25 protein-coding genes are annotated in these 22,238 nt (G+C 67.8%); 11 read left to right on the top strand and 14 right to left on the bottom strand.

The genetic code is table 11. The features are described from left to right. The first annotated feature begins 34 nt into the window (after positions 1–34). On the top strand, positions 35–655 hold the full coding sequence (locus tag ACCC97_RS09640) for a septal ring lytic transglycosylase RlpA family protein (RefSeq protein WP_413332502.1): 621 nt from the start codon (positions 35–37) through the stop codon (positions 653–655). Between the two features lie 12 nt (positions 656–667). Here the strand turns inward: ACCC97_RS09640 and ACCC97_RS09635 are convergent, their stop codons facing one another. After that, positions 668–1,618, bottom strand: coding sequence for a 23S rRNA (adenine(2030)-N(6))-methyltransferase RlmJ (locus ACCC97_RS09635; RefSeq protein ID WP_007827944.1), 951 nt, complete (start codon positions 1,616–1,618; stop codon positions 668–670). A gap of 197 nt (positions 1,619–1,815) precedes the next feature. On the opposite strand from ACCC97_RS09635, the gene rplM reads away from it, so the two are divergent. From rplM to mdtD, 4 genes are all read left to right on the top strand, one after another. After that, entirely contained in the window at positions 1,816–2,247 is a 432-nt protein-coding gene (gene rplM, locus ACCC97_RS09630) for a 50S ribosomal protein L13 (RefSeq protein ID WP_007827946.1), read from the top strand. 12 nt (positions 2,248–2,259) lie between these two features. After that, on the top strand, positions 2,260–2,652 hold the full coding sequence (gene rpsI, locus ACCC97_RS09625; RefSeq protein WP_007827948.1) for a 30S ribosomal protein S9: 393 nt from the start codon (positions 2,260–2,262) through the stop codon (positions 2,650–2,652). Positions 2,653–2,867: 215 nt separating this feature from the next. Then, positions 2,868–3,233: an iron-sulfur cluster insertion protein ErpA gene (erpA, locus tag ACCC97_RS09620; RefSeq protein WP_007827949.1), complete on the top strand. Its 366-nt coding sequence runs from the start codon at positions 2,868–2,870 to the stop codon at positions 3,231–3,233. Positions 3,234–3,313: 80 nt separating this feature from the next. Next, positions 3,314–4,738, top strand: a complete 1,425-nt coding sequence (mdtD, locus tag ACCC97_RS09615; protein ID WP_413332500.1) for a multidrug transporter subunit MdtD — start codon at positions 3,314–3,316, stop codon at positions 4,736–4,738. 6 nt (positions 4,739–4,744) lie between these two features. Here the strand turns inward: mdtD and ACCC97_RS09610 are convergent, their stop codons facing one another. Together ACCC97_RS09610 and ACCC97_RS09605 are read right to left on the bottom strand one after the other, a co-directional pair. Then, positions 4,745–5,869, bottom strand: a complete 1,125-nt coding sequence (locus ACCC97_RS09610) for an anhydro-N-acetylmuramic acid kinase (RefSeq protein WP_007827953.1) — start codon at positions 5,867–5,869, stop codon at positions 4,745–4,747. A gap of 44 nt (positions 5,870–5,913) precedes the next feature. Further along, on the bottom strand, positions 5,914–7,260 hold the full coding sequence (locus ACCC97_RS09605) for a M23 family metallopeptidase (protein WP_007827955.1): 1,347 nt from the start codon (positions 7,258–7,260) through the stop codon (positions 5,914–5,916). A 184-nt stretch (positions 7,261–7,444) separates the two neighbouring features. Here ACCC97_RS09605 and tyrS point away from each other — a divergent pair, with 184 nt between their 5' ends. Continuing rightward, positions 7,445–8,653: a tyrosine--tRNA ligase gene (gene tyrS / locus ACCC97_RS09600; RefSeq protein ID WP_007827958.1), complete on the top strand. Its 1,209-nt coding sequence runs from the start codon at positions 7,445–7,447 to the stop codon at positions 8,651–8,653. Positions 8,654–8,661: 8 nt separating this feature from the next. On the opposite strand, the gene ACCC97_RS09595 is transcribed toward tyrS, so the two are convergent. Then, a complete protein-coding gene (locus ACCC97_RS09595; protein WP_007827959.1) occupies positions 8,662–9,282 on the bottom strand; it encodes an OmpA family protein in 621 nt (206 codons plus the stop codon). Next, entirely contained in the window at positions 9,279–9,827 is a 549-nt protein-coding gene (locus ACCC97_RS09590; protein ID WP_413332497.1) for a FecR domain-containing protein, read from the bottom strand. The genes ACCC97_RS09595 and ACCC97_RS09590 overlap by 4 nt, the downstream gene beginning before the upstream one ends. Before the next feature lie 152 nt (positions 9,828–9,979). Between ACCC97_RS09590 and ACCC97_RS09585 the strand changes: the two genes are divergently transcribed. Then, positions 9,980–10,897 (top strand): cation diffusion facilitator family transporter, encoded by a 918-nt coding sequence (locus ACCC97_RS09585; RefSeq protein ID WP_007827964.1) that lies wholly within the window; start codon positions 9,980–9,982, stop codon positions 10,895–10,897. Next, positions 10,894–11,337 carry a D-aminoacyl-tRNA deacylase gene (gene dtd / locus ACCC97_RS09580; RefSeq protein ID WP_007827966.1) on the top strand — a complete coding sequence of 148 codons (444 nt, stop codon included), beginning with the start codon at positions 10,894–10,896 and terminating at the stop codon, positions 11,335–11,337. The genes ACCC97_RS09585 and dtd overlap by 4 nt, the downstream gene beginning before the upstream one ends. 10 nt (positions 11,338–11,347) lie before the next feature. Here the strand turns inward: dtd and ybeY are convergent, their stop codons facing one another. Next, complete coding sequence (gene ybeY, locus ACCC97_RS09575; protein ID WP_007827968.1) at positions 11,348–11,815, bottom strand: rRNA maturation RNase YbeY; 468 nt, start codon at positions 11,813–11,815, stop codon at positions 11,348–11,350. A gap of 1 nt (position 11,816) precedes the next feature. Further along, complete coding sequence (locus ACCC97_RS09570) at positions 11,817–12,764, bottom strand: PhoH family protein (RefSeq protein WP_042672571.1); 948 nt, start codon at positions 12,762–12,764, stop codon at positions 11,817–11,819. A gap of 29 nt (positions 12,765–12,793) precedes the next feature. On the opposite strand from ACCC97_RS09570, the gene ruvA reads away from it, so the two are divergent. Then, positions 12,794–13,366, top strand: coding sequence for a Holliday junction branch migration protein RuvA (gene ruvA, locus ACCC97_RS09565; protein ID WP_007827972.1), 573 nt, complete (start codon positions 12,794–12,796; stop codon positions 13,364–13,366). 87 nt (positions 13,367–13,453) lie between these two features. Here the strand turns inward: ruvA and ACCC97_RS09560 are convergent, their stop codons facing one another. The 7 genes from ACCC97_RS09560 to ACCC97_RS09530 form a co-directional block, all read right to left on the bottom strand. Beyond that, a complete protein-coding gene (locus ACCC97_RS09560) occupies positions 13,454–14,041 on the bottom strand; it encodes a YdeI/OmpD-associated family protein (RefSeq protein ID WP_007827974.1) in 588 nt (195 codons plus the stop codon). After that, on the bottom strand, positions 14,038–14,994 hold the full coding sequence (locus tag ACCC97_RS09555) for a phosphatidate cytidylyltransferase (RefSeq protein ID WP_007827976.1): 957 nt from the start codon (positions 14,992–14,994) through the stop codon (positions 14,038–14,040). The genes ACCC97_RS09560 and ACCC97_RS09555 overlap by 4 nt, the downstream gene beginning before the upstream one ends. Beyond that, the gene (locus tag ACCC97_RS09550) at positions 14,991–15,701 is read right to left on the bottom strand and encodes a lysophospholipid acyltransferase family protein (RefSeq protein WP_007827978.1); all 711 of its coding nucleotides are present in this window, start codon (positions 15,699–15,701) and stop codon (positions 14,991–14,993) included. The genes ACCC97_RS09555 and ACCC97_RS09550 overlap by 4 nt, the downstream gene beginning before the upstream one ends. A gap of 124 nt (positions 15,702–15,825) precedes the next feature. Continuing rightward, a complete protein-coding gene (locus ACCC97_RS09545; RefSeq protein WP_413314847.1) occupies positions 15,826–16,272 on the bottom strand; it encodes a hypothetical protein in 447 nt (148 codons plus the stop codon). After that, complete coding sequence (locus ACCC97_RS09540) at positions 16,262–17,611, bottom strand: phosphatase PAP2/dual specificity phosphatase family protein (protein WP_007827982.1); 1,350 nt, start codon at positions 17,609–17,611, stop codon at positions 16,262–16,264. The genes ACCC97_RS09545 and ACCC97_RS09540 overlap by 11 nt, the downstream gene beginning before the upstream one ends. Next, a complete protein-coding gene (locus ACCC97_RS09535; RefSeq protein WP_007827983.1) occupies positions 17,608–19,374 on the bottom strand; it encodes a bifunctional alpha/beta hydrolase/class I SAM-dependent methyltransferase in 1,767 nt (588 codons plus the stop codon). The genes ACCC97_RS09540 and ACCC97_RS09535 overlap by 4 nt, the downstream gene beginning before the upstream one ends. Before the next feature lie 32 nt (positions 19,375–19,406). After that, positions 19,407–20,024, bottom strand: a complete 618-nt coding sequence (locus ACCC97_RS09530) for a CDP-alcohol phosphatidyltransferase family protein (RefSeq protein ID WP_007827985.1) — start codon at positions 20,022–20,024, stop codon at positions 19,407–19,409. Positions 20,025–20,123: 99 nt separating this feature from the next. Between ACCC97_RS09530 and ruvB the strand changes: the two genes are divergently transcribed. Both ruvB and dmeF read left to right on the top strand, forming a co-directional pair. Next, a complete protein-coding gene (ruvB, locus tag ACCC97_RS09525; protein WP_042672563.1) occupies positions 20,124–21,188 on the top strand; it encodes a Holliday junction branch migration DNA helicase RuvB in 1,065 nt (354 codons plus the stop codon). A 5-nt stretch (positions 21,189–21,193) separates the two neighbouring features. Next, on the top strand, positions 21,194–22,162 hold the full coding sequence (gene dmeF / locus ACCC97_RS09520) for a CDF family Co(II)/Ni(II) efflux transporter DmeF (protein ID WP_413332493.1): 969 nt from the start codon (positions 21,194–21,196) through the stop codon (positions 22,160–22,162). Positions 22,163–22,238 lie beyond the last annotated feature (76 nt).

The following is a 22,238-nucleotide window of genomic DNA, read 5'->3' as shown; positions in this document are numbered from 1 at the left end:
CGTCGCTGCGACCTGCGTTCTCGCGGGTTGCGCCATGCCACCTGCGACCGACGCCGAAGGCGGGGCGTCGGCGAAGCTGACGCCCTTGCCTCGCGCCATCGCGGTGCCTCCGGGCGCGGCGGCGCGTTCGAGCGTGCCGTCGGTGCGCTATGACCTTGCGGTGTCCGGCACGGGCGAACTGCCGCCGGACGACGGCGTGCCCGGCGATGAGGGCACGCGGGAAATCTTCGAGCGCGGCGGTGCCTCCTGGTACGGCATTCAATTCCATCAGCGCAAGACCGCCAGCGGCGAGCGCTTCGACATGGCAGCCATGACGGCGGCCCACAAGACCCTGCCCTTCAACACGCGCGTGTGCGTGCGCAGCCTCGTCAACGGCAGCGAGGTGCTGGTGCGCATCAACGACCGCGGGCCGTACGCGGCAGGTCGCGTGATCGACCTGAGCCGCGCGGCGGCCGACCGCATCGGCCTGACGAGCATGGGCATCAAGCAGGTGGCGTTGACGGTCGTCGATCGCGAGGGGATGCGTTGCGGCGGATTGCCGGTGGAGGCGGGCGACGTGCTGGCGTCCGCAACAGTACCGGCTGCGCCGCAACGGGCGAGGTCGCCGGCGCCCGCACGCCGCAAGGCGGTCGTGCCGCCCCGCCGCCGGAGATAGGGGCCGGAAGGCTCAGCCGCCCGAATCGAGCGAGAAGGCGGCGTGCCGGTCTTGTGCCAGGCGCTCCGCCAACTGCGGCAGGGCGGCCGCCAGCAGCGGCTTCAGCGTGTACGGCGGGTTGATCAGGAACATGCCGCTGGCCGGCAGCCCCGGCCGGTGCGTTTCGCCCGATGCGTCCGTCGTGATCTTGCTGGACTTGACCGTCAGCGTGGCGTGCAGCCAGGACTTGCCGGCTTTCGTCGCCATGGTCTTGAGCCGGCGCGGCAGGTCGTGCGCCTCGGGGCGCGGAATGATCGGATACCAGACCGCGTAGGTGCCGGTGGCGAAACGCTTGAGCGCCTCGGCCGCGAAGTCGAGCACGCGGCCGTAGTCGGTCTTCATCTCGTAGCTCGGGTCCATCAGCACCAGCGCGCGGCGCGAGGGCGGCGGCAGGAACTTGGTGGCGCTGCCGAAGCCGTCTTCGTTCAACACGGCGATCTGGCGGCCGGCCTCGAGCTGGGCGATGTTGGCGCTCAGCGCGCGGCCGTCGGTCGGGTGCAGCTCGAACAGCTTGAGCCTGTCGTGGTCGCGCAGCAGGTGCTGCACGATGAATGGCGAGCCGGGATAGACGCGGGCTCCGCCGTTGGGGTTGAAGTCGTGAATCACTTCCAGGTAGCGCGCAATGGCGTCGGCGACTGGAATTTCGGCTTCAGGTGCTACTTTTTTGGTAGCGGACTTCGCGGCGGGGGCTGGCGCATCGGGTATTTTCTTGCCCGAAAGAAGCCGCAGGATGCCGTCGGCCGCTTCACCGCTGGTGCCGGCGTAGTCGCCGTCGAGCCGGTACAGGCCGGCGCCGGCGTGAGTGTCGACGACCGTCAGGGCCGCCTCTTTTTCAAGCAGATGGTCGAGCGTGGCAATCAGCACCGTGTGCTTGAGCACGTCGGCGTGGTTGCCGGCATGGAAGGCGTGGCGGTAACTGAACATAGGGGGAGGATGGTAACGGTGTTGGGCCCTGCATATGCAAATTTGCCAGCACAGGGCCATTCTTTATATAATCGCGGGCTTCGCAGCGTTTTTGTGGCCCCGCGGCGAGGACTTTAAACCCGCCTAAGAGATTCCCGTCAGAGGAACGCCGACCGTGGAAAAGGGCCCGCCAAACCCTCTTTTCAAGAGAAAAACTCATGACCAAAACGTTCAGCGCCAAGCCCGCTGACGTGACGCACGAGTGGTTTGTGATTGACGCGACCGACAAGGTCCTCGGACGAGTAGCCAGCGAAGTTGCTCTCCGTTTGCGCGGCAAACACAAGGCCATTTACACGCCTCACGTCGATACCGGTGACTTCATCGTCATCATCAACGCCGCGCAACTGCGCGTCACCGGCGCCAAGTCGATCGACAAGGTGTACTACCGTCACTCGGGCTACCCGGGCGGTATCACGGCGACGAACTTCCGCGACATGCAGAACAAGCACCCGGGCCGCGCCCTGGAAAAGGCTGTCAAGGGCATGCTGCCCAAGGGCCCGCTCGGTTACGCGATGATCAAGAAACTCAAGGTGTACGGTGGCGCTGAGCACCCGCATACCGCCCAACAGCCCAAAGTGCTGGAACTGTAAGGAGCCTTGAGAATGATTGGTGAATGGAACAATGGCACCGGCCGTCGCAAATCCAGCGTCGCCCGCGTGTTTCTGAAAAAAGGCACCGGCAAGATCACGGTCAACGGCAAGGACATCCAAGAGTTCTTCGGCCGCGAAACCTCGATCATGATCGCCAAGCAGCCGCTGGCGCTGACCAACAACCTCGAAGCTTTCGACGTGATGGTCAACGTGAACGGTGGCGGCGAATCGGGTCAAGCCGGCGCCACGCGCCACGGCATCACCCGTGCGCTGATCGACTACGACGCGACGCTCAAGCCCGTGCTGAGCCAAGCCGGCTTCGTGACGCGCGACGCGCGTGAAGTCGAGCGTAAGAAGGTCGGTCTGCACTCCGCCCGTCGTCGCAAGCAGTTCAGCAAGCGCTGATCTGTTCACTGCGAACACAAAGCCGCCTTCGGGCGGCTTTTTCGTTACCGGGGCCGCCTTCGGGTGCCTTTTCGCTGGAGCTGCCCCTTGGTGCGGGGGGCGTCCGACCCCACTTGCATTGGGGTGCACGCCACACCCGGCCTGCCGGGAATGCGGCATTGCAGTAGCATTCGTTTCATTGGCCGCATGTCCGGCCCCCTAGGAGTTATCACCCCATGAGCGCCGTTGCCGAAAACATCCAGACCCAGATGCCCGAGCCGATCGTCTTCACCGACAGCGCGGCCGCCAAGGTCGCCGACCTGATCGCCGAAGAGGGCAATCCCGACCTGAAGCTGCGCGTGTTCGTGCAGGGCGGCGGCTGCTCCGGCTTTCAGTACGGTTTCACCTTCGATGAAATCACCAACGAAGACGACACCACCATGACCAAGAACGGCGTCTCGCTGCTGATCGACGCCATGAGCTACCAGTACCTGGTCGGCGCCGAGATCGACTACAAGGAAGACCTGCAGGGTGCCCAGTTCGTGATCAAGAACCCGAATGCCACCAGCACTTGCGGCTGTGGATCGAGCTTCTCGGCCTGATGCCTGGATGCTGCTGACCCAGCTTCCCCCCAAAAGCCGCCTCCGGGCGGCTTTTTAGTTCCTGCTTCATTCCCTTGCCCATGACCTTCAAGGCCGATGCCGCCGCCGATCCCGTTCAAAAGAGCCTGCTGTGGCTCGTCGCGGTCGGCTTCTTCATGCAGACGCTGGACGCCACCATCATCAACACGGCGCTGCCGGCGATGGCCGCGAGCCTCGGCGAAAGCCCGCTGCGCATGCAGTCGGTGGTGGTGGCCTATGCGCTCACCATGGCGATGCTGATTCCCGCCTCGGGCTGGATCGCCGACCGCTTCGGCACCCGGCGTGTCTTTTTCTCGGCCATCGTGCTGTTCGCCGCCGGATCGGTACTGTGCGCGCTCTCGCGCGGGCTGGGCCAGTTGGTGGCTGCGCGGGTGGTGCAGGGCCTGGGCGGCGCGCTGCTGCTGCCCGTGGGGCGCCTGGCGCTGCTGCGCACCGTGCCGCGCGGAGGGTTCCTGCAGGCGATGAGCTTTGTCGCCATCCCGGGGCTCATAGGGCCCCTGCTGGGCCCCACGCTGGGCGGATGGCTCGTGCAGTACGCCTCGTGGCACTGGATCTTCCTGATCAACGTACCCGTGGGGTTGCTGGGCTGCATTGCCACGCTCAAGTACATGCCCGACCTGCGCGGTGCCGTGCAGAAGCGCTTCGACAGCGTTGGCTACGCGATGCTGGCCTTTGGCATGGTGGCGATTTCGCTTTCGCTCGACGGCGCGGGCCTGCACCAGGGCGGCGTGATGGTCGTGCTGATCTTCGGTTTCGCCAGCATCGCCGGCTACTGGCTGCGCGCCGCGCGCACGCCCGAGCCGCTGTTCGCGCCCTCGCTCTTCCATGTGCCCACGCTCAGCATCGGCCTGATCGGCAACCTGTTCTCGCGGCTGGGCAGCAGTTGCATGCCCTTCCTGGTGCCGCTGCTGCTGCAGGTGTCGATGGGCTATTCGCCGGTGCGCGCCGGTCTGATGATGCTGCCGATCGCCCTGGCGGGCATGGCCATGAAGCGCTTCGCCACGCCGTTGATCACGCGCCACGGCTACCGCAAGGTGCTGGTGACCAACACCATCCTCGTGGGCTGCACGATGGCCAGCTTCGGCCTGACGGCGCCGGGCCAGCCGATGGCGCTGCATGTGCTGCAGCTGCTGGCTTTCGGCGCGGTCAATTCGCTGCAGTTCACCGCGATGAACACGATCACGCTGAAGGATCTGGATGGCAGCATGGCCAGCAGCGGCAACAGCCTGCTGTCGATGGTGCAGATGCTCGCAATGAGCCTGGGCGTTGCCGCCGCGGGCGCCGTGCTGACAGGCTACAACGGCATTTTCGGCACTGAGACGCCGGCGCACACGCTGGATGCTTTCCAGGCCACTTTCGCAAGCATGGGGCTGATCACGGTGGCTTCTGCGCTGATCTTTTGGCATCTGCCCTCAGAAGTGCGCGCGACGCGCCCTGCGCAGCCGGAGGTTTCCGGCCAGGGCTGATCCGTTTCAGGCAGGGTAGATCGCGCCGAGCACCCGCGGCCCGCGGGCGCCGGTTACGCTGGCCAGGTTGCCCGCCTCGCGCCGGATGGTGGCGCGGGCCAGCCATGCAAACGCAGCCGCCTCGACCTGCTGGGGCGGCAGGCCGTGTTCGGTCGAGGCCGCCACGTCGACGCCGGGCAGCAGCGCGCGCAGGCGGTCCAGCAGGTGGTCGTTGAGGGCGCCGCCTCCGCACACGATCAGCAGGTTGCTATCTTTTCCATAGCCACTTACATCTGCTGCGCAGGCACGAGCGGTCAGTTCGGCCAATGTCGCCTGTACATCGGCAGGCGCCATCGCCACCGTGCCCAGCTGCGCGGCCAGCCAGGTCGGATTGAACAGATCGCGCCCGGTACTTTTCGGGGGGGCCTTGGCGAAGTACGGGTCCGCCAGCATTTGCGCCAACAGATCGGGCAGCACCTGTCCGCTGGCGGCCCATTGGCCGCCACGGTCGAAGGGCTGGCCCTGGTGGGTCTGGCACCAGTGGTCCATCAGCGCATTGCCCGGACCGCAGTCGAAGCCGAGCACGCTGATGCCGCTGGCCGCATTGGTGGCCGGCAGCAGGCTCAGGTTGGAGATGCCGCCGACGTTCAGCACCGCGACCGTCTCGTCGGCCTGTGCGAACAGCGCCTGGTGGAAGGCCGGCACCAGCGGCGCGCCCTGGCCGCCGGCTGCGAGGTCGCGGCTGCGGAAATCGCCTACCACGTCGATGCCGGCCAGTTCGGCCAGCAGCGAGGGATTGTTGACCTGGAGGGTGTAGCCGACCTCGTCGAACTCGAGCGGCTGGTGGCGCACCGTCTGGCCGTGCGCGCCGATGGCGGCGACGGCGCTGGCGTCGATGCCGCTGTCCGCCAGCAACTGGGCGACGACGCCGGCGTACGCCCGGGCCAGTCCGTTGCCCGCAAGTGCCGCACGGTGCAGTTCGTTGTCGCCGGGCGTGTTCAGCGCCAGCAGTTCGGCGCGCAGGGCCACGGGAAATTGCGCCGTGGCATAAGCCCGCACCGCGATGCGGCCGCCGGAAAAGTCGGCCAGCACACCGTCGACGCCGTCGAGCGAGGTGCCCGACATCAGGCCGATGAAGAGTTTGGCGGCCATCTCTGGATCGGGTCTCGAGAGAGGTCGCCTGCCGCGCGGCGGAATCAGTCGGCGCTGGCCTGGATGACCGAGAAGGCGGCTGCCAGCTCGGTGCGCGCGCCCACGGCGATGCGTTCGAAGGCCGGCCGCAGTGCCGCGGTGATCGGCGCGCCGCCTTCCTGGGCGATGGATGCCGGGTCTTGATAGACGCCGCCCACGCGGAATTCAAAGTGCAGGTGCGGGCCGGTGGCCCAGCCGGTGGAACCCACCGCGCCGACCGTCTGGCCCTGGCTCACCGCCTGCCCTGCCTTGACGTCGATGCGGCTCAGGTGCGCATAGGCCGTCTGCTGGTTGTTGCGGTGATTGATGATGACGATGTTGCCGTAGCCGTTCTGCGTGCCGGCGAAATCGACCGTGCCGTCGCCGACCGAGCGCACCGAGGTGCCCGTGGGCGCCGCGTAGTCGACGCCGTTGTGCTGGCGCCAGCTGTTCAGGATCGGGTGCATGCGCATCGCGAAGCCGCTGGACACGCGCGAGAACTCGACCGGCGTCGCCAGGTAGGCCTTGCGCAGGCTGTCGCCGTTCGGGCGGTAGTAGCTGCCCTTCTGGCCCGCGCCCGGAGGCTGGAACCAGACGGCCTGGTGGATCTTGCCGTTGTTCTCGAATTCGGCCGACAGCACGCGGCCGCTGCGCAGCGCCTGCCCGTCGGCCTCGAAGGTCTCGTACACCACGGCGAAGCGGTCGCCCTTGCGCAGCGCACGCACGTCGACGTCGCCCGCGAAGATGTCGGCCAGCTGGCTCGCCACCGCATCGGGAATGCGCGAGTCGTCGGTGGCGGCGAACAGCGAGGTGCGGATGGTGCCGCTCGCCAGGCGCGTACCCGGCGTGAGCGTGTCGCGCTCGGTCACGCCGGCGAAGCCGGTGGGCGTGCGCTCGATGACGAAGCGCTTGAAGCCGCCGTCGCCGTCGGGAATCCAGCGGGCGCTGAGTTTCTTGAGCTGGTTTTCCTGCGTCGCCTCGGCCGTCACGGTGCGGCCGGCGCGCGAGAACAGCGCGTTGCGGGCTTCGACGCTGCCGCGCACGAAGGCGGTGGCGGCGGGGTCGGAGATGCCGAGGCGCTTCATCAGGGCTTCGGCCGTGTCGCTCGAACGGGTAACGTCGGTGCGGAACAGGGTGAAGCTGAAGTTCTCGAGCGATTCACCCTGGTCGGCGAACGACACCGGCGCCGTCGCTTCGAGGATCTGGTGGACCGGGAGGTCGGAGGCGTCGGGGCCCAGCGATGCCACCGCAAGGGTGCCGGCGCTCAGCAGCGCCGCCGCGATGAGCGCGGTGATCTGCTTGGGATACGTCCGGAATGTATAGGCCACGCGAGAAGCAAGTAGCTCCTCGGCGGCAAGAATGCCGTTGATCAAACTGTGAATTCCAGCTCAGGTTCTGCAAATCCGTGCTGCAAGGCCCAGTACGTTCAGGGCGGCAGCAGACGGTGCGGAAAAAAGCGCCGCTTAGAATCCGGCGCTTGAAAAGTCGGGCTGAGTATAGCTTCGGCACCCCCAAAGTCAGCTAAAAAAGCCCGTAAAGGCCGAATCTGTTACATCCATGAGCCTCTCAAATAGTGTAGGACGCGCGCTAGAAATATCCCTCCGCGGCGCTGACGAGCTGCTGCCGCAGGACGAGTGGGTGCGCAAGCTCCAGCGCTCCGAAGCCACCGGGACCCCCCTTCGCATCAAATTCGGTCTGGACCCGACGGCACCGGATATTCATCTGGGTCACACGGTGGTTTTCAACAAGATGCGCCAGTTGCAAGACCTGGGCCACACGGTGATCCCGCTGATCGGCGACTTCACCACCACCATCGGCGACCCGTCCGGGCGCAACAGCACCCGGCCGCCGCTGACCCGCGAGCAGATCGAGGCCAATGCGGCGACCTACTTCGACCAGCTGCGCCTGGTGCTGAACGTCGATATCGCCGAAGTCCGCTACAACTCCGAGTGGAGCGACCCCCTGGGCGCGCGCGGCATGATCCAGCTCGCCGCCAAGTACACGGTGGCCCGGATGATGGAGCGCGACGACTTCAACAAGCGCTTCAAGGGCGGCCAGTCGATCTCGGTGCACGAATTCCTCTACCCGCTGATGCAGGGCTACGACTCGGTCGCCTTGAAGAGCGACCTCGAGCTGGGCGGCACCGACCAGAAGTTCAACCTGCTCGTCGGCCGGCATCTCCAGCAGGAATACGGGCAAGAGCCGCAGTGCATACTCACTATGCCGCTGCTGGAAGGGCTCGATGGCGTCGAAAAGATGTCCAAGAGCAAGAACAACTACATCGGCATCAGCGAGGACGCCAACACCATGTTCGCCAAGGTGCTGTCGATCTCCGACGACCTGATGTGGCGCTGGTACACCCTGTTGAGCTTCCAGTCGCTGGAGCAGATCGCGGCGCTGAAGGCCGAGATCGAGGGCGGCCGCAATCCGAAGGACGCCAAGGTCGCGCTGGCGAAGGAAATCACTGCGCGCTTCCACAGCGCGGCGGCGGCAGATACGGCCGAACAGGATTTCATCAACCGCAGCAAGGGCGGCGTGCCGGACGAGATTCCCGAGGTGTCGCTGCCGGGCGCGCCGCTGGGCATTGCCCAGCTCCTCAAGCAGGCAAACCTCGCTTCTTCGGCGTCGGAAGGCAACCGCCTGATCGACGGCGGCGGCGTGCGCATCGATTCCGCCGTGGTCAGCGACAAGGCCCTGAAGCTGCCTGCGGGCAGCTACGTGGTTCAGGTCGGCAAGCGCAAGTTCGCCCGCGTGACCTTGAGCTGAGCGCCCGCTCAGCGCACCTCGATGGTGACGCGCCGGTTGCGCGGCTCGTCCACCTCGTCGGCGGTGGGAATGGCCAGGTCGCGCTCGCCTCGGCCTACGGCCTCGATGCGGTTGGCCGGGAACTGGCGCTCCACGAAGAGCTGGACCACTTCCTGCGCGCGGCGGCGCGACAACTGGTCGTTCTGCTCGCCGCTGCCCTTGGTGTCGGTGTGGCCCGTGACCACGATGTCGCCGCCGCTGCGCGCCAGGGCAGCGGCCAATGCCTCGGTCATGATCTGCTGCGATGCCGGGGTCAGCGTTGTGCCACCGATATCGAAATACACCGTGTAGCGCTGCGGCGGGGGCGGGCGCATGTCGAAAAGCGGCTTGTTTTCAGCCTGTACCTTGGCCGGATCGACCTGGTCGACCGCCGGGGCGCCGCTTGCGCCCACTGCGGCCGTGGCGCGCTGGTAGGGCTTGGAGAGCACTTCCTCGCCATCCTTGGCGCGCACCACCACCGCCGATGGCTTGCCGTCGGCCTGCGGCAGCAGCACCACCCGCGTACCCGGCGTCGAACAGGCGGCAAGAAGCGCGGCTGCCAGCGTGGCGATGAAGAGCGATGCGGGGCGGGACCTGGAGGAGATCGTCATGGCTTGCCGTCGGCTTGCACGATGAAGTCAGTGCCGCGGATGCCGATGGTGGCCGTCTGCGTTTCGACCCGGACCGCGTCGGGGTTGGTCTTGCCGATCAGGCCCGTGATCATGCGCATGGAGCCGCGCAGCAGCGAGACCAGCATGCCGCCCTCGTACGTCGTGCCGTCGAAGTGGAATTCCTTCAGGTCGAGCCGCGACGAGGGACCGACCACCAGCGTCGTGTCGTCGCGCAGCACCACGGAGGCGGACGAATCGGGGCCGGTCACGATGCGGTCCACGGTGCCCAGTGCATCGCCCGGGCTGGCGGGGCGCGTGGCACCGGTGCCGTTGAGCAGTTGCACGTTGCCGCGCACGGATTTCACGAAGCCCGCCTGGGGATCGGCCTTGGCCGGGGCCGCAGGCGCAAGCGCGGGTGTGGGTGCGGGTGCGGGCGAGGCAGCGGGAACCGCCACCGGGGCGGTCGAAGGAGTCTGGGCCTGTGCCAGCGCGGCCGAGCCCACAATGGCCAGGCCGCTCAAGGCGGTCACGAGTTTTTTCATCATCAAGGGGCTCTCTGCGAAACGGTGTTCCGCAATGGTCGCGAATATTAATGCGAAGGCGTTACATGAAGACACGGGGCCGATAATTCAGGCAGTTCTTGCGGCCTTTTACCGCTTTTCGTGTGGCCTATTGCCCAATTTCCGATGATTTTTACATGACGTTTACCCCTAAGACGCTGCTGCGCGTTTCCGTCGCCGTGGCCTTGATCACGATCGTGCTCAAGGGCCTGGCAGGCTACGTGACCAACTCGATGGGCCTGATCTCCGACGCGATGGAGTCCTTCGTGAACCTGGCGAGCGCCATGTTCGCGCTCGCCATGGTGACCATCGCCGAGCGGCCAGCCGACGACGACCATCCCTACGGCCATCACAAGGCCGAGTACTTCTCCTCGGGCTTCGAGGGCATCCTGATCGTCGGCGCGGCCATCGCGATCCTCTGGGTCTCGGTGCAACGCCTGCTGACGCCACAGCCGCTCGAGCAACTGGGCTGGGGCCTGGCGCTGTCGGTGATCAGTTCGGGCTTCAATGCCGGCCTGGCCTTCCTGCTGTTCCGCGCGGCCCGCACGCATCGCTCGATCGCGCTGGAGGCCGACGGCCGCCACCTGATGACCGACGTGTGGACTTCCGCCGCGGTGGTCGTCGGCATCGTCTGCGTGCAATTCAGCGGCTGGCTCTGGCTCGACCCGGTGCTGGCCATCGGCGTGGCGCTCAACATCGTGCGCGAGGGCGTCAAGCTGGTGTGGCGCTCGTCGCAGGGTCTGATGGACGAAGCGCTCGACGCCGAGACCCTTGCCACCGTGCGCGCCACGCTCGACGCGTTTGCCGCCCGCATGCCCGAAGGCACGCGGCTGCGCTTCGACGACATGGTGACGCGCAGCGCCGGCCAGCGCCGCTTTGCCGACCTGCACATGCACGTGCCCGGCCACTGGACCCTGCAGCACGCCGCCAGCATGCGCGACGAACTGGAGCAGGCCCTGATGGACGCGGTGCCCGGCCTGCGCGTCACGATCCAGCTCCTGCCCCTGACCATGGAAGCCCGCGCCACCCAGGCCGGCGAACATCACCCCCTATGAAGGCTGTTCTTCAACGCGTGGCGAATGCGCGCGTCGATATTGCGGGCCGCACCGTCGGTGCCATCGATTCGGGCCTGCTCGTGCTGCTGTGCGCCGAGCGCGGCGACACCGATGCGCTGGCCGACCGCATGCTCGCCAAGATCCTCAAGCTGCGCATCTTTTCGGACGACGCCGGCAAGATGAACCTCAGCGTGCAGGACATCGGCGGCGGCCTGCTGGTGGTGAGCCAGTTCACGCTGGCGGCCGATTCCAGCGCCGGTAACCGCCCCAGCTTCACTCAGGCCGCGCCGCCCGATGAGGGACGCCGGCTCTACGAGTACTTCGTGGCGCAGGCACGCGCCGCGCACCCGGTGGTGGCCACCGGCGAGTTCGGCGCCGACATGCAGGTGCACCTGCTGAACGACGGGCCCGTCACCATCCCGCTGCAGATGGCGGCGTAGCGGACGCCATCTACTTGCCGTACGGGCTGCGGATGCCCAGCCCCGCGAGGATCTCGATCTCGTAGGCTTCCATCTCGTCGGCGTCGGCCTCGCTGGTCTCGTGGTCCCAGCCCTGCGCATGCAGCGTGCCGTGCACCAGCAGGTGCGCGTAGTGGTCGGCGAGCGTCTTGCGGTTTTCCTTCGCCTCGCGCGCCACCACCGGCGCGCACAGCACGAGGTCGGCCATCACCAGCGGGCTTTGCGCGTAGTCGAAGGTCAGCACGTTGGTCGCGTAGTCCTTGCCGCGGAACTCGCGGTTCAGGCGCTGGCCCTCGTCGGCATCGACGATGCGCACGGTGATCTCGCCGTCGATGTCGAGCGCATGGCGGATCCAGCGCGTCACGCTGTGGCGCGGCAGCGCGGCGCGGTGGCGTTCCACGCCCTTGAAGCGCCCGAACTGCAGCGAGAGCGAAAGTGCGGGGAGCCTGGAGGCGGCCATCTCAGTGGCCTCCCGCGCGCTTGCGCTGGCCGTCGTAGGCATCGACGATCTTCGCCACCAGCGGATGCCGCACCACGTCCGCACTCGTGAAGTGCGTGATCGCGATGCCGTTCACCCGCTTGAGCACGCGCTCCGCATCGATCAGGCCGCTCAGCTGCTGCTTGGGCAGATCGATCTGGCTCACGTCGCCCGTCACCACCGCCTTGGCACCGAAGCCGATGCGCGTGAGGAACATCTTCATCTGCTCGACGGTGGTGTTCTGCGCCTCGTCGAGGATCACGAAGGCGTTGTTCAGCGTGCGCCCCCGCATGAAGGCCAGCGGCGCGATTTCCAGCGCGTTGCGCTCGAATGCCTTCTGCACCTTCTCGTAGCCCATCAGGTCGTAGAGCGCGTCGTACAGCGGGCGCAGGTAGGGGTCGACCTTCTGCGTCAGGTCGCCAGGCAGGAAGCCGAGCCGCTCGCCCGCTTCCACCGCGGGCCGCGTCAGCACGATGCGCTGCACGGCGGCGCGCTCGAGCGCATCGACCGCGCAGGCCACTGCAAGATAGGTCTTGCCGGTGCCGGCCGGCCCGATGCCGAAGGTAATGTCGTGCTTGGCGATGTTGTCGAGGTACAGCGCCTGCGTGGGCGTGCGCGCGCGCAGGTCGGTGCGGCGGGTGACGAGCATCGCGAGGTCGTCGTCGCCGTCGAGCATCGAGCCGTCGCCGGCCAGCGTGAGCTGCACCACGGCCGGATCGATGACGCGCTGGGCGATTTCGTACAGCGCCTGCAGCACGTCCATTGCGCGCTGCGCGGAGGCCTTGGGGCCGTCGACCTTGAACTGTTCGTGGCGGTGCGCGATCTTCACGCCCAGCGCTTCCTCGATGCGGCGCAGGTGCGCGTCCAGAGGTCCGCACAGGTGGCCGAGGCGCGAGTTGTTCAGTGGGGTAAAGGTGTGTCGCAGAATCACGCCGGACATTTCAAGGAAAAAGGGCACCCATGATAGGCAAACTGACCGGCACGCTCGCTGAGCGCAATCCGCCGCAGGTGGTGGTGGACTGCAACGGCGTCGGCTACGAGGTCGATGTGCCGATGAGCACGTTCTACAACCTCCCCGGCACCGGCGAGCGCGTGTCGCTGCTCACGCACTTCGTCGTGCGCGAGGACGCGCAGATTCTCTATGGCTTCGGCACGGCCGAGGAGCGGGCGGCTTTTCGCCAGCTCATCAAGATCACCGGCGTGGGGCCGCGCACGGCCCTGGGCCTGCTTTCGGGCATGAGCGTGGGCGAACTGTCGCAGGCGATCACGACGCAGGAACTGGGCCGGCTCGTGAAGATCCCGGGCATCGGCAAGAAGACCGCCGAGCGGCTTCTGCTGGAACTCAAGGGCAAGCTCGGTGCCGACATCGGCCTGCCTGCGCACGCGGCGTCGGACGCGCAGGCCGACATCCTCCAGGCGCTGGTCGCGCTCGGCTATAGCGATAAGGAAGCTGCGCTCGCACTCAAGGCGCTGCCGAAGGATGCGACCGTGAGCGAGGGGATCAAGCTGGCGTTGAAGTCGCTGGCGAAGTGAGCGTGATTCAGGGCGCGCTCACGCCGACGGGGGGCATTCGTGGAGGGGAGCACCCGGTGGCCTTCGCACGCGCCCCAGAAGGGGCACTCAGGGATGGATCTTCTCGCCCTTGGCCAGCATCTCCACGAACTGCGCAATGCGCCGCGCCCGCGTCTCGGGCTTCTTCGCGCCCTGGGTACGGAACAGCACCGCGAAGCGGTTGCGCGAATCGAGCGTGGCGAAGAACTTCGCGGCCTTCTTGTTCGCATCGAGCGCAGCCTGCAGGTCGGGCGGTACCGTCGCCGCACTGACGCCCTCATAGGCCGCATCCCAGCGGCCGTCGGCCTTCGCGCGCTCGATCTCGGCATGGCCGGCCGGTTGCATGCGGCCTTCGTCGATGAGCTTCAGCACCTTGGCGCGGTTGATCTGCGACCAGATACTGCGCCTGGTGCGCGGCGTGAAGCGCTGCAGGAAGTACTGCGCATCCTCGCTCTTGCGCTGGCCGTCGATCCAGCCCCAGCACAGCGCTTCTTCCAGCGCGGCGGGATAGTCGATGGAGGCGATGCCGCTCTCCTTCTTTGCGATGCGCAGCCACACGCCGGCGGCGCTGGCGTGGTGGCGCTTGAGCCAGCGCGCCCACGACGCAGCGCTGCTGCACTCGATCGGCGTGTCGTGCGGAACGCGTTCCGTGCTCACGGCACCCACCAATAGCGCAGCGCGTGGAAGTAGATCGGCGCCGCGAAGATCACCGAGTCGAGCCGGTCGAGCATGCCGCCGTGGCCCTCGATCATCGAACCCCAGTCCTTCACGCCGCGGTCGCGCTTGATGGCCGACATGACGAGGCCGCCGAAGAAGCCCATCAAACAGATGGTGAGCGCCATCAGCGCCGCCTGCCACGGGTTGAACGGCGTGGCCCAGTAGAGCGCCGCGCCCAGCGCGGTGGCGCTTGCCACGCCGCCGACCAGGCCTTCCCAGGTCTTGGAAGGCGACAGCTCGGGCGCCACCTTGCGCCTGCCGAAGAGCTTGCCCCACACGTACTGCAGCACGTCGCTGCCCTGCACCACGATCACGAGGAACGCGATCAGCAGCAGGTTGCGGCCCTCGAAGCCCGGAATCTGCAGCGTGAGCAGCGCGGGCACGTGGCTGATGCAGAACACGCACACCATCAGCCCCCACTGGATCTTGGAGGTGCGCTCCAGGAAGCGCTGCGTGTCGCCGCCCATCGCCGCCAGGATGGGCAGCAGCAGGAAGGCATAGACCGGGATGTAGATCGAATACAGCCCGTACCAGTCGATCCAGATCAGGAAGTACTGCCCCGGCAGCGCGACGAAGAAGGCCAGCGCGATCGCCGCGTGGTCGCCGCGCCGCGTGTAGGCCAGGCTGATGAACTCGCGCAGCGCGTAGAACGAGATCAGGTAGAACAGCACGATCACGCCGCCCTTGCCGAAGGCGAAGGCAATGCCGATCACCGCCACCATCACCCACCATGCATTGACGCGCGAGTTGAGGTTGTCGATCACCGAATGCGGCTGGCCGCTCGCCACCCGCCACTTGAGCAGCGCGCCGATGGACGAGGCCAGCACCAGCACGCCGAAGACGCCACCGAAGAGCCTGAGCGTGGTCCACGCGAAAGGAGAGAGCTCGATCATGCGGCCGTCCCTCCGTCCTGCCTGCTGTTGGGTTCGAGGCGGTCGTATTCGGGGCGCAGGTCGAGCATTGCCGCGCGCGCGCGGGCCAGGAACGACACCTTCTCTTCCCCTTCCGCCAGCGTGATCGGCGTGCCGAAGCGCACCGTGCAGGCCAGCGGAATCGGCACCAGCACGCCCTTGGGCAGCACGCGCTTCAGGTTCTCGATCCACACCGGCACCAGCCGCACGTGGGGGCAGGCGCGCGCCAGGTGGAACAGCCCGCTTTTCAGCGGTAGCAGGATGTCTTCGCCCGTGTTGCGAGTGCCCTCGGGGAACATGATGAGCGAGTCGCCGCCCTCCAGCGCGTCCTTCATCTGGTCGACCGGGTTGCCGCCCTGGCCCGAGCCGTCGCGCCGGATCATCAGCGCGTTGAACACGTCCTTGCCGATGAAGTTGCGCAGCTTCGAGGCTTCCCAATAATCCTGCCCCGCCACCGGCCGCGTGAGTCCGCGCAGGTCGGGCGGCAGCGTGGCCCAAAGCAGCACGAAGTCGCCGTGGCTCGTGTGGTTGGCGAAGTACAGCGTCTGCTCGGCCTTCGGCGTGGTGCCCGACCAGATGGCGCGCACCCCGGTCAGCAGCCCGGCGGCGCCGATGATGAGCTTGCCGGCCACGACGGCGAGGCCGCGCCGCAGCACCGTGCTGTCGGGCTTTTCTGTCCTGTCGCTCAAAGTGCTGCCTCCGGCGTGCGCGCTTGGTTCGGTGCGCACCGCGGAACCGGCTTCGCCGGGCCGCCGGTGCGGCCCCCGGCGAGGGGGGAGGAGGCCACACGCAGTGGGCAAGCCTGGGGGAGAGTCATGACAAGTCCTGTGTCATCAAGGCAAGTAGGAACAGGGCGCTCTGGCAGGCCACCACGATGGCGTGGCGCTGCATGAGCTGGCGGGTGCCCTGCACGCGGTCGTCGAGCGGGCGGGGGGCGTGCTGCGACGGCGGCGGCTCGCGCAGCCCGAGGGCCGAGAGCGCGCGATCGAGCGCATCGAGCGAGGCGACGGTGCCGCGCGCGAGGCCGTCGAACAGGGCCTCGTCGAAGCGCAACCGGAACGCGAAGTAGCGCTCCAGCGCGCCGAGGATCACGACCGCGCCGAAGCCCATGGTGGCTGTGGTCGAGAGCGAGCGCAGCGTCAGCGCGAGCACCAGCGCCGAGATGCAGGTGAGCGCGAAGCCCCAGAGGGCCAGCAGCGCGATGGCGCGCAGCAGGCCTGCCAGCGCGGCGCAGGTGGTTCGTTCGTTGTCATCGGTCATGGGGCGGCACCTCCGGCAAAGGCTTGAAGGGCTCCAGCGACAGGCGCCACGCACCTCGCAGCACGATCTGCGGCCGTGCGCGGCGCACCGCGTCCTCGGCCTGGGCAGCACCGCCGGCCGCGCCGTAGCGGCCCAGCCAGGCGATCGCCGCGGCCGCGCTGCGCGAGAAGCCGAGCGCGCAGCAGACCCACACTGTCGCACCATCCGCGCTGCGCCGCTGGCCTTCGATGACGGCCGCCGCGCGCTGCAGGCGCACGGTGGGCGGCACTGTCAGGTCGAGCAGCGGCACGCAGCGCGCATGCGGCACGACGGCCGGCATCTGCAACTCGGCGCACAGGCTCACCAGCCGGGGCTGCCCGGCGGCCAGCCATTCGGCGTGCGTCGGGCGGCGGCCGAGCCGCAGGCCGGGCACCACCTCGACCGAGGCAGGCAGCCTGCGCGTCCAGAGCCAGGCGTTGACGGCGGCGCCGAGCCGGTAGGGCGCCAGCATCCAGCGCGCTGCCCAGGCCATGCGGCCATGGCCGTCCATTTGAAAGCCGCGGGCGCCGAAGCCGGCGTAGTTCAGCGCCACCAGCGCGAGCGATGCGGCCGGCCATGCGAGCCACAGCGCGACGCCGCCGCCACGCAGCGCGGCAGCCAGGAGCAGCGCCGCGCCGGCCGCGTAGAACCCCGCCAGCTTCCAGCGCTGGGCGTCCCGCGTGCAGCACCATGCGCGCGGCATCGACACCACGCGCTCCAGCGGCCACAGCCACACGCAGAACAGGCCGAGCAGCGCGCCGGTCGGAATGTCGATGAAGTGGTGCTGCCACGTCGTGAGCACCGAGGCGCAGATGGCGAAGGCCCACAGGTGCAGCACCAGCCGCGCCCACAGGGGCCGAATGAACTGGCGGTACCAGTCCCACAGGATGACCGCCAGCGCGATGTGCAGCGAGGGCGCCTGGTTGAACGGCTGGTCGAAGCCGCGCAGCGCATTGAACAGGAAGGCTGGTGCCCCCTCGACCGGCGGCTGCCCGAAGCTGAAGTGCAGCGGCCAGACGATGAAGCAGCTGCAGGCGATGAGCGTGGCCGTCACCAACCGCAGCGCATGCCGGTCCAGCGTGTGCCGGCTGCGCGCGAGGAACAGCGACAGCGCGTAGAAGACGTTGATCGTCCAGTACGGGAAGATCGTCCACGGCCAGAAAGGCACCTGCCGCTCCCACTCGAAAGCCATCGACGGAACGTTGGCGCGCGTGGTGGCCCACCAGTTGGCGAGGCCGTAGGTCGCATAGAACAGCGGCCCCAAGAACACCAGCCATGCGGCCGCGCGCTTCCAGGGCCGTCGTGCCGCAGAGGCGGTCATTGCGCGACGCGCACCGCCAGCGACACGGTGAAGATGCCCCACTCGTCGACCCGCTGGTCGATCTTGCGGAAGCCCGCTTCTTCCACCAGCTGGTCCATCTCGTGCTGCGTGCGGCGGCGCATCACCCAGGCTTCGCCCTGGCGGTGGCTGGTGAGGGCGCGCGCGATCATCTCGAGCTGCGGGTGCCAGGGCTGACCGGTGTAGACGAGATAGCCGCGGTCTTCCACCGCATCACCCACGCCCGCGAGCGAGCGGCGCACCATCTCGTTGTCGGGGAACAGCTCGTACAGGCCCGACACCACGGCCAGCGTGGGGCGCGGCGCCACGGTGGCGAGGCTCATGCGGTCGAAGGCGTCGGCCTGCACGAACTGCGCGACGTCTTCCAGGCCCTTCTCGGCGATGAGTGCGCGACCGTCGCGCACGTTGATGTCGCTGTAGTCGCGCAGCAGGATCGAGCTGGCCTTCACGGGGCTTGCGAGCACCGCATCGAGCACGTAGCGGCCATGGCCTGCGGCGATGTCCATCACGCGCACCTCGCGGTGCATTTCGGCCAGGCGCTCCATGGCGACGCGGATCAGCTCCTCGACATGGATCTTGCGCTGGCGGATGCCGCGCCAGCCGATGGAGTTCAGGTAGGTGTTGTCGATGGAGCGGCCGATGGCCGAGCTGCCCTGGGGGTGGTTGCGGTACACGTAGTCGAGCGTGCTGCCGGAGTCGAAGCCGGTGGCGTGGCCCAGCTTGATGCCTTCGGACATCGTGCCGCCCAGCTTCAGCCCGGCGCGGGTCATCGCCCAGTAGGCGCCGCGCGGCGACAGGGGCGACAGCGGCTCGGCCAGTGCGCGCGATTCGTCGGCCGTGTCGCCGCTCAGGTGCGCCTCGCGGCGGTCGACCGGCACGGCCGGCTCGTCGAAGCGCTGCAGGATGAATTCGCGGATCGAGGCCACCGCCGGCGCCCGGTCTTTCTCACCCAGCGTGTCGTGGAAGAAGCCCGGCAGCTCGGTCTTGGTTTTCACCGCGCTGCCCAGGCGCTCGAAGAACTGGTGCTGCGGCTTGTGGTGCACCACCCAGTCGGCGCCCGAGATCAGCAGCTGCACCGGTAGCGTGATCGCATTGGCGTCGGTCACCACGCGGTCGGCCGCCTCGTACAGGCCCAGCAGGATGTTGACCGCGATGGGTCGGGAGATCAGCGGGTCGCTCTCGTAGCTTGCGATGCGTTCGGGGTCGTGCGTGAGGAACTTCGCCTTCACGTAGCTGTTGACGAAGAACAGGCCGCGCAGCTTGTGCATCAGCCCGAGCCCGGCGCGCGCGAACGGCACATACAGCTTCACCTTGAAGGCCGGCGAGGCGAGCGTGAGACCGCGCACCTTGGGTGCGTAGTCGTGCGCCCAGGTGGCGATCAGCACCGCGCCCACGCTCTGCGCGACGACGTGGATGTCCTGCTCGGGCACGCCGTGCGCGCTGCCGATGTGCTGCACGAAGGTCTGCACGTCGCGCACCGAGGTGCCGAAGCTGGGGCTGTAGCCGCGCTGCCCGGGCGAGCGGCCGTGGCCGCGCGCGTCCCAGGCGAAGAAGTCGAAGTCGGGCAGCTCCAGCTCGTCGACCAGATGCGCCATGCGTGCACCGTGCTCATGGCCCCGGTGGAACAGCGCGATGGCGCCGCGCCGCGTGGCGCCGGTGGCCGGCCAGTGGCGGTAGAAGAGCGATTCGCCGTCGTGCGTCTGGAAGTGATGCTCGGCGGCAAGGCGTGGAGTGGTGTCGTTCATTGAATCCCTGTGATCCTTGGATCTTGTCTTGTTCAGTGGCGGCCGGCCGCGTCGGCTTCGGCCAGCGCGCGGCGGATGCGGTTGACGGTGGTCCAGGCCACCAGCGCGGCCAGCAGCGGCATCAGCCAGGCCGTCCAGCCCGGCAGCGGCCAGCCCAGCGCCACGTACAGGCCGAGCGCGCCGAACACGAAGGCCCGGTCGCTCTTGCCCAGCGGGCCGTCGTAGCGGCGCGAGGCGCCTACCGTGGGGCCCAGCGCACCGGCGAATTCGCTCAGCCCGGCCAGCACGATCACCGCGCCGACCCAGAACGGGCTGAACGGCGCCACCAGCGCAAAGGGCAGGTAGAGCGCTGCGTCGGAGACCACGTCGGTCAGTTCATTGAGAAAGGCGCCCAGCCTGCTCTGCTGGTTGTGCTCGCGCGCCAGCATGCCGTCGATGGCGTTGAAGGCCATGCGCAGGAACATCCACAGCGGAATGAGCGCGAAGGCACGCAGAGAAGGCGCCGTGAAGAAGAGCCGGAGCCCGAGCGCGACCGACACCACGCATGCCGCCAGCGTGACCTGGTTGGCGGTGACGCCCATCGCATGCAGGCGGACCACCAGCGGCCGCAACAGGGCCTGGAAACGCGGCTTCAGTTCGTAGATCGACACGTGCTGGCTTCTCCTCGCTTGTTATATGGCCGGATACACGGCCGGAGCATTCTGCCAGTGTGGCAGGCACTAAACTCGCCGTCGAAGAACCCCCTCGCAATGACCATCCAGACCGACGACTTCGCGCCCGCCCCCCAACGCGTGGTGTCCGCTGCCCCCGCTTCGCCCAACGAAGAGGCGATCGAACGGGCCCTTCGACCGAAGCTGCTCGACGAGTACGTCGGCCAGGCCAAGGTGCGCGAGCAGCTCGAAATCTTCATCGGCGCCGCGCGCAAGCGGCAGGAAGCCCTCGACCACGTGCTGCTGTTCGGCCCGCCGGGCCTGGGCAAGACCACGCTGTCGCACATCATCGCGGCCGAGCTCGGCGTGAACCTGCGCCAGACCTCCGGCCCCGTGCTCGAGAAGCCCAAGGACCTGGCCGCGCTGCTGACCAACCTTGAGCCGAACGACGTGCTCTTCATCGACGAGATCCACCGCCTGAGCCCGGTCGTCGAGGAAATCCTGTACCCCGCGCTGGAGGACTACCAGATCGACATCATGATCGGCGAGGGGCCGGCCGCGCGCAGCATCAAGCTCGACCTGCAGCCCTTCACCCTGGTGGGCGCCACCACCCGCGCCGGCATGCTGACCAACCCGCTGCGCGATCGCTTCGGTATCGTCGCGCGGCTGGAGTTCTACACGCCCGAAGAGCTGGCGCTGATCGTGCATCGCAGCGCGGGCCTGCTCAAGGTCGAGACCGACACGGCCGGCGGCTTCGAGATCGCCCGCCGCTCGCGCGGCACGCCCCGCATCGCCAACCGCCTGCTGCGCCGCGTGCGCGACTACGCCGACGTGAAGGGCAATGGCCGCATCACCGAAGACATCGCACACAGGGCGCTCGCCATGCTCGACGTCGACCCGCAGGGCTTCGACCTGATGGACCGCAAGCTGCTCGAAGCCGTGATCCATCGCTTCGACGGCGGCCCGGTGGGGCTCGACAACGTCGCGGCCAGCATCGGCGAGGAGCGCGACACCATCGAGGACGTGATCGAGCCCTACCTCATCCAGCAGGGCTACCTGCAGCGCACGCCGCGCGGGCGCATCGCCACGCTGGCGGCGTACCGGCACCTGGGCGTGGCGCCGCCTTCGGGCCGCGCCGAGGGGCCCGATCTTTTCGGAGCTTGAACCTTATGCACACCCATGACCTGAGCGCCTGGCAGCACGATCATCATTTCGGCGCCGACACCTCTTCGGCCGAGCGCAGCACGCGCCTCGTGATGTGGATCACCGCCGCAATGATGATGGTCGAGATCGGCGCCGGCTGGTGGTTCAATTCGATGGCGCTGCTGGTCGACGGCTGGCACATGAGTTCGCATGCGCTGGCCATCGGGCTGAGCGCGTTCGCGTATGCGGCAGCACGCCGTTATGCGCGCGACCCGCGTTTCGCCTTCGGCACCTGGAAGATCGAGGTGCTCGGCGGCTTCGCGAGCGCGCTGGTGCTGCTGGGCATCGCGGTGCTGATGGTGGCCGGCTCGCTGGAGCGGCTGTGGTCGCCTTCGGCGATCCTCTACCCCGAAGCCATTTCGGTGGCAGTGCTGGGGCTGGTGGTCAACCTGGTCTGCGCGCGGCTGCTGGGCGGGGCGCATCACCACCATCATCACGGGCACGACCACGGACATGGGCACGACCACGACCACGACCATGCACACGGCGATCACGGCCACGATCTGAACCTGCGCTCTGCCTACCTGCACGTCGTCGCCGACGCCGCCACCTCGGTGCTGGCCATCGCGGCGCTGCTCGGCGGCTGGTTCTACGGCTGGGCCTGGCTCGACCCGGCGATGGGCATCGTCGGCGCGGTGCTGGTGGCGGTCTGGGCCAAGGGGCTGCTGAAGCAAACCGGCAAGGTGCTTCTCGACCGCGAGATGGACCACCCCGTCACCGGAGAAATCCGCGAAGGCGTCGAGACGATGCTGACCGGTTCGAAGACGCGCGTGGCCGACCTGCATGTGTGGCGCGTGGGGCGCGACGCCTATGCCTGCGCGCTGACGGTGGTGACGCATTCGCCCACGCTGACGGCCGACGAGGTGCGCGCCTGCTTCTCGATGCACGAGGAAATCCGCCACTCGACGGTCGAAATCCAGCGCTGCGTGGATTGAGTGGGTCTTGCTCCTTCCCGTTCCGGGGGAGGGAGAAATGCGAAGCCAAGGGCCAGTCACGCGTCACCGGAGTGTC

The organism is Variovorax sp. Varisp85, from assembly GCF_047304045.1.
GTDB lineage: Bacteria > Pseudomonadota > Gammaproteobacteria > Burkholderiales > Burkholderiaceae_C > Variovorax.
The sequence above is the reverse complement of the archived record's forward strand: the minus strand, read 5'-3'. Positions and strand labels throughout refer to the sequence as shown.

Excerpts from the sequence above, each read along its gene's own strand:
- ACCC97_RS09640 (WP_413332502.1), top strand. The coding sequence starts at position 35 with ATGCCACCTGCGACCGACGCCGAAGGCGGGGCGTCGGCGAAGCTGACG.
- ACCC97_RS09635 (WP_007827944.1), bottom strand. The coding sequence starts at position 1,618 with ATGTTCAGTTACCGCCACGCCTTCCATGCCGGCAACCACGCCGACGTG.
- rplM (WP_007827946.1), top strand. The coding sequence starts at position 1,816 with ATGACCAAAACGTTCAGCGCCAAGCCCGCTGACGTGACGCACGAGTGG.
- rpsI (WP_007827948.1), top strand. The coding sequence starts at position 2,260 with ATGATTGGTGAATGGAACAATGGCACCGGCCGTCGCAAATCCAGCGTC.
- erpA (WP_007827949.1), top strand. The coding sequence starts at position 2,868 with ATGAGCGCCGTTGCCGAAAACATCCAGACCCAGATGCCCGAGCCGATC.
- mdtD (WP_413332500.1), top strand. The coding sequence starts at position 3,314 with ATGACCTTCAAGGCCGATGCCGCCGCCGATCCCGTTCAAAAGAGCCTG.
- ACCC97_RS09610 (WP_007827953.1), bottom strand. The coding sequence starts at position 5,869 with ATGGCCGCCAAACTCTTCATCGGCCTGATGTCGGGCACCTCGCTCGAC.
- tyrS (WP_007827958.1), top strand. The coding sequence starts at position 7,445 with ATGAGCCTCTCAAATAGTGTAGGACGCGCGCTAGAAATATCCCTCCGC.
- ACCC97_RS09595 (WP_007827959.1), bottom strand. The coding sequence starts at position 9,282 with ATGACGATCTCCTCCAGGTCCCGCCCCGCATCGCTCTTCATCGCCACG.
- ACCC97_RS09590 (WP_413332497.1), bottom strand. The coding sequence starts at position 9,827 with ATGATGAAAAAACTCGTGACCGCCTTGAGCGGCCTGGCCATTGTGGGC.
- ACCC97_RS09585 (WP_007827964.1), top strand. The coding sequence starts at position 9,980 with ATGACGTTTACCCCTAAGACGCTGCTGCGCGTTTCCGTCGCCGTGGCC.
- dtd (WP_007827966.1), top strand. The coding sequence starts at position 10,894 with ATGAAGGCTGTTCTTCAACGCGTGGCGAATGCGCGCGTCGATATTGCG.
- ybeY (WP_007827968.1), bottom strand. The coding sequence starts at position 11,815 with ATGGCCGCCTCCAGGCTCCCCGCACTTTCGCTCTCGCTGCAGTTCGGG.
- ruvA (WP_007827972.1), top strand. The coding sequence starts at position 12,794 with ATGATAGGCAAACTGACCGGCACGCTCGCTGAGCGCAATCCGCCGCAG.
- ACCC97_RS09555 (WP_007827976.1), bottom strand. The coding sequence starts at position 14,994 with ATGATCGAGCTCTCTCCTTTCGCGTGGACCACGCTCAGGCTCTTCGGT.
- ACCC97_RS09545 (WP_413314847.1), bottom strand. The coding sequence starts at position 16,272 with ATGACCGATGACAACGAACGAACCACCTGCGCCGCGCTGGCAGGCCTG.
- ACCC97_RS09540 (WP_007827982.1), bottom strand. The coding sequence starts at position 17,611 with ATGACCGCCTCTGCGGCACGACGGCCCTGGAAGCGCGCGGCCGCATGG.
- ACCC97_RS09535 (WP_007827983.1), bottom strand. The coding sequence starts at position 19,374 with ATGAACGACACCACTCCACGCCTTGCCGCCGAGCATCACTTCCAGACG.
- ruvB (WP_042672563.1), top strand. The coding sequence starts at position 20,124 with ATGACCATCCAGACCGACGACTTCGCGCCCGCCCCCCAACGCGTGGTG.
- dmeF (WP_413332493.1), top strand. The coding sequence starts at position 21,194 with ATGCACACCCATGACCTGAGCGCCTGGCAGCACGATCATCATTTCGGC.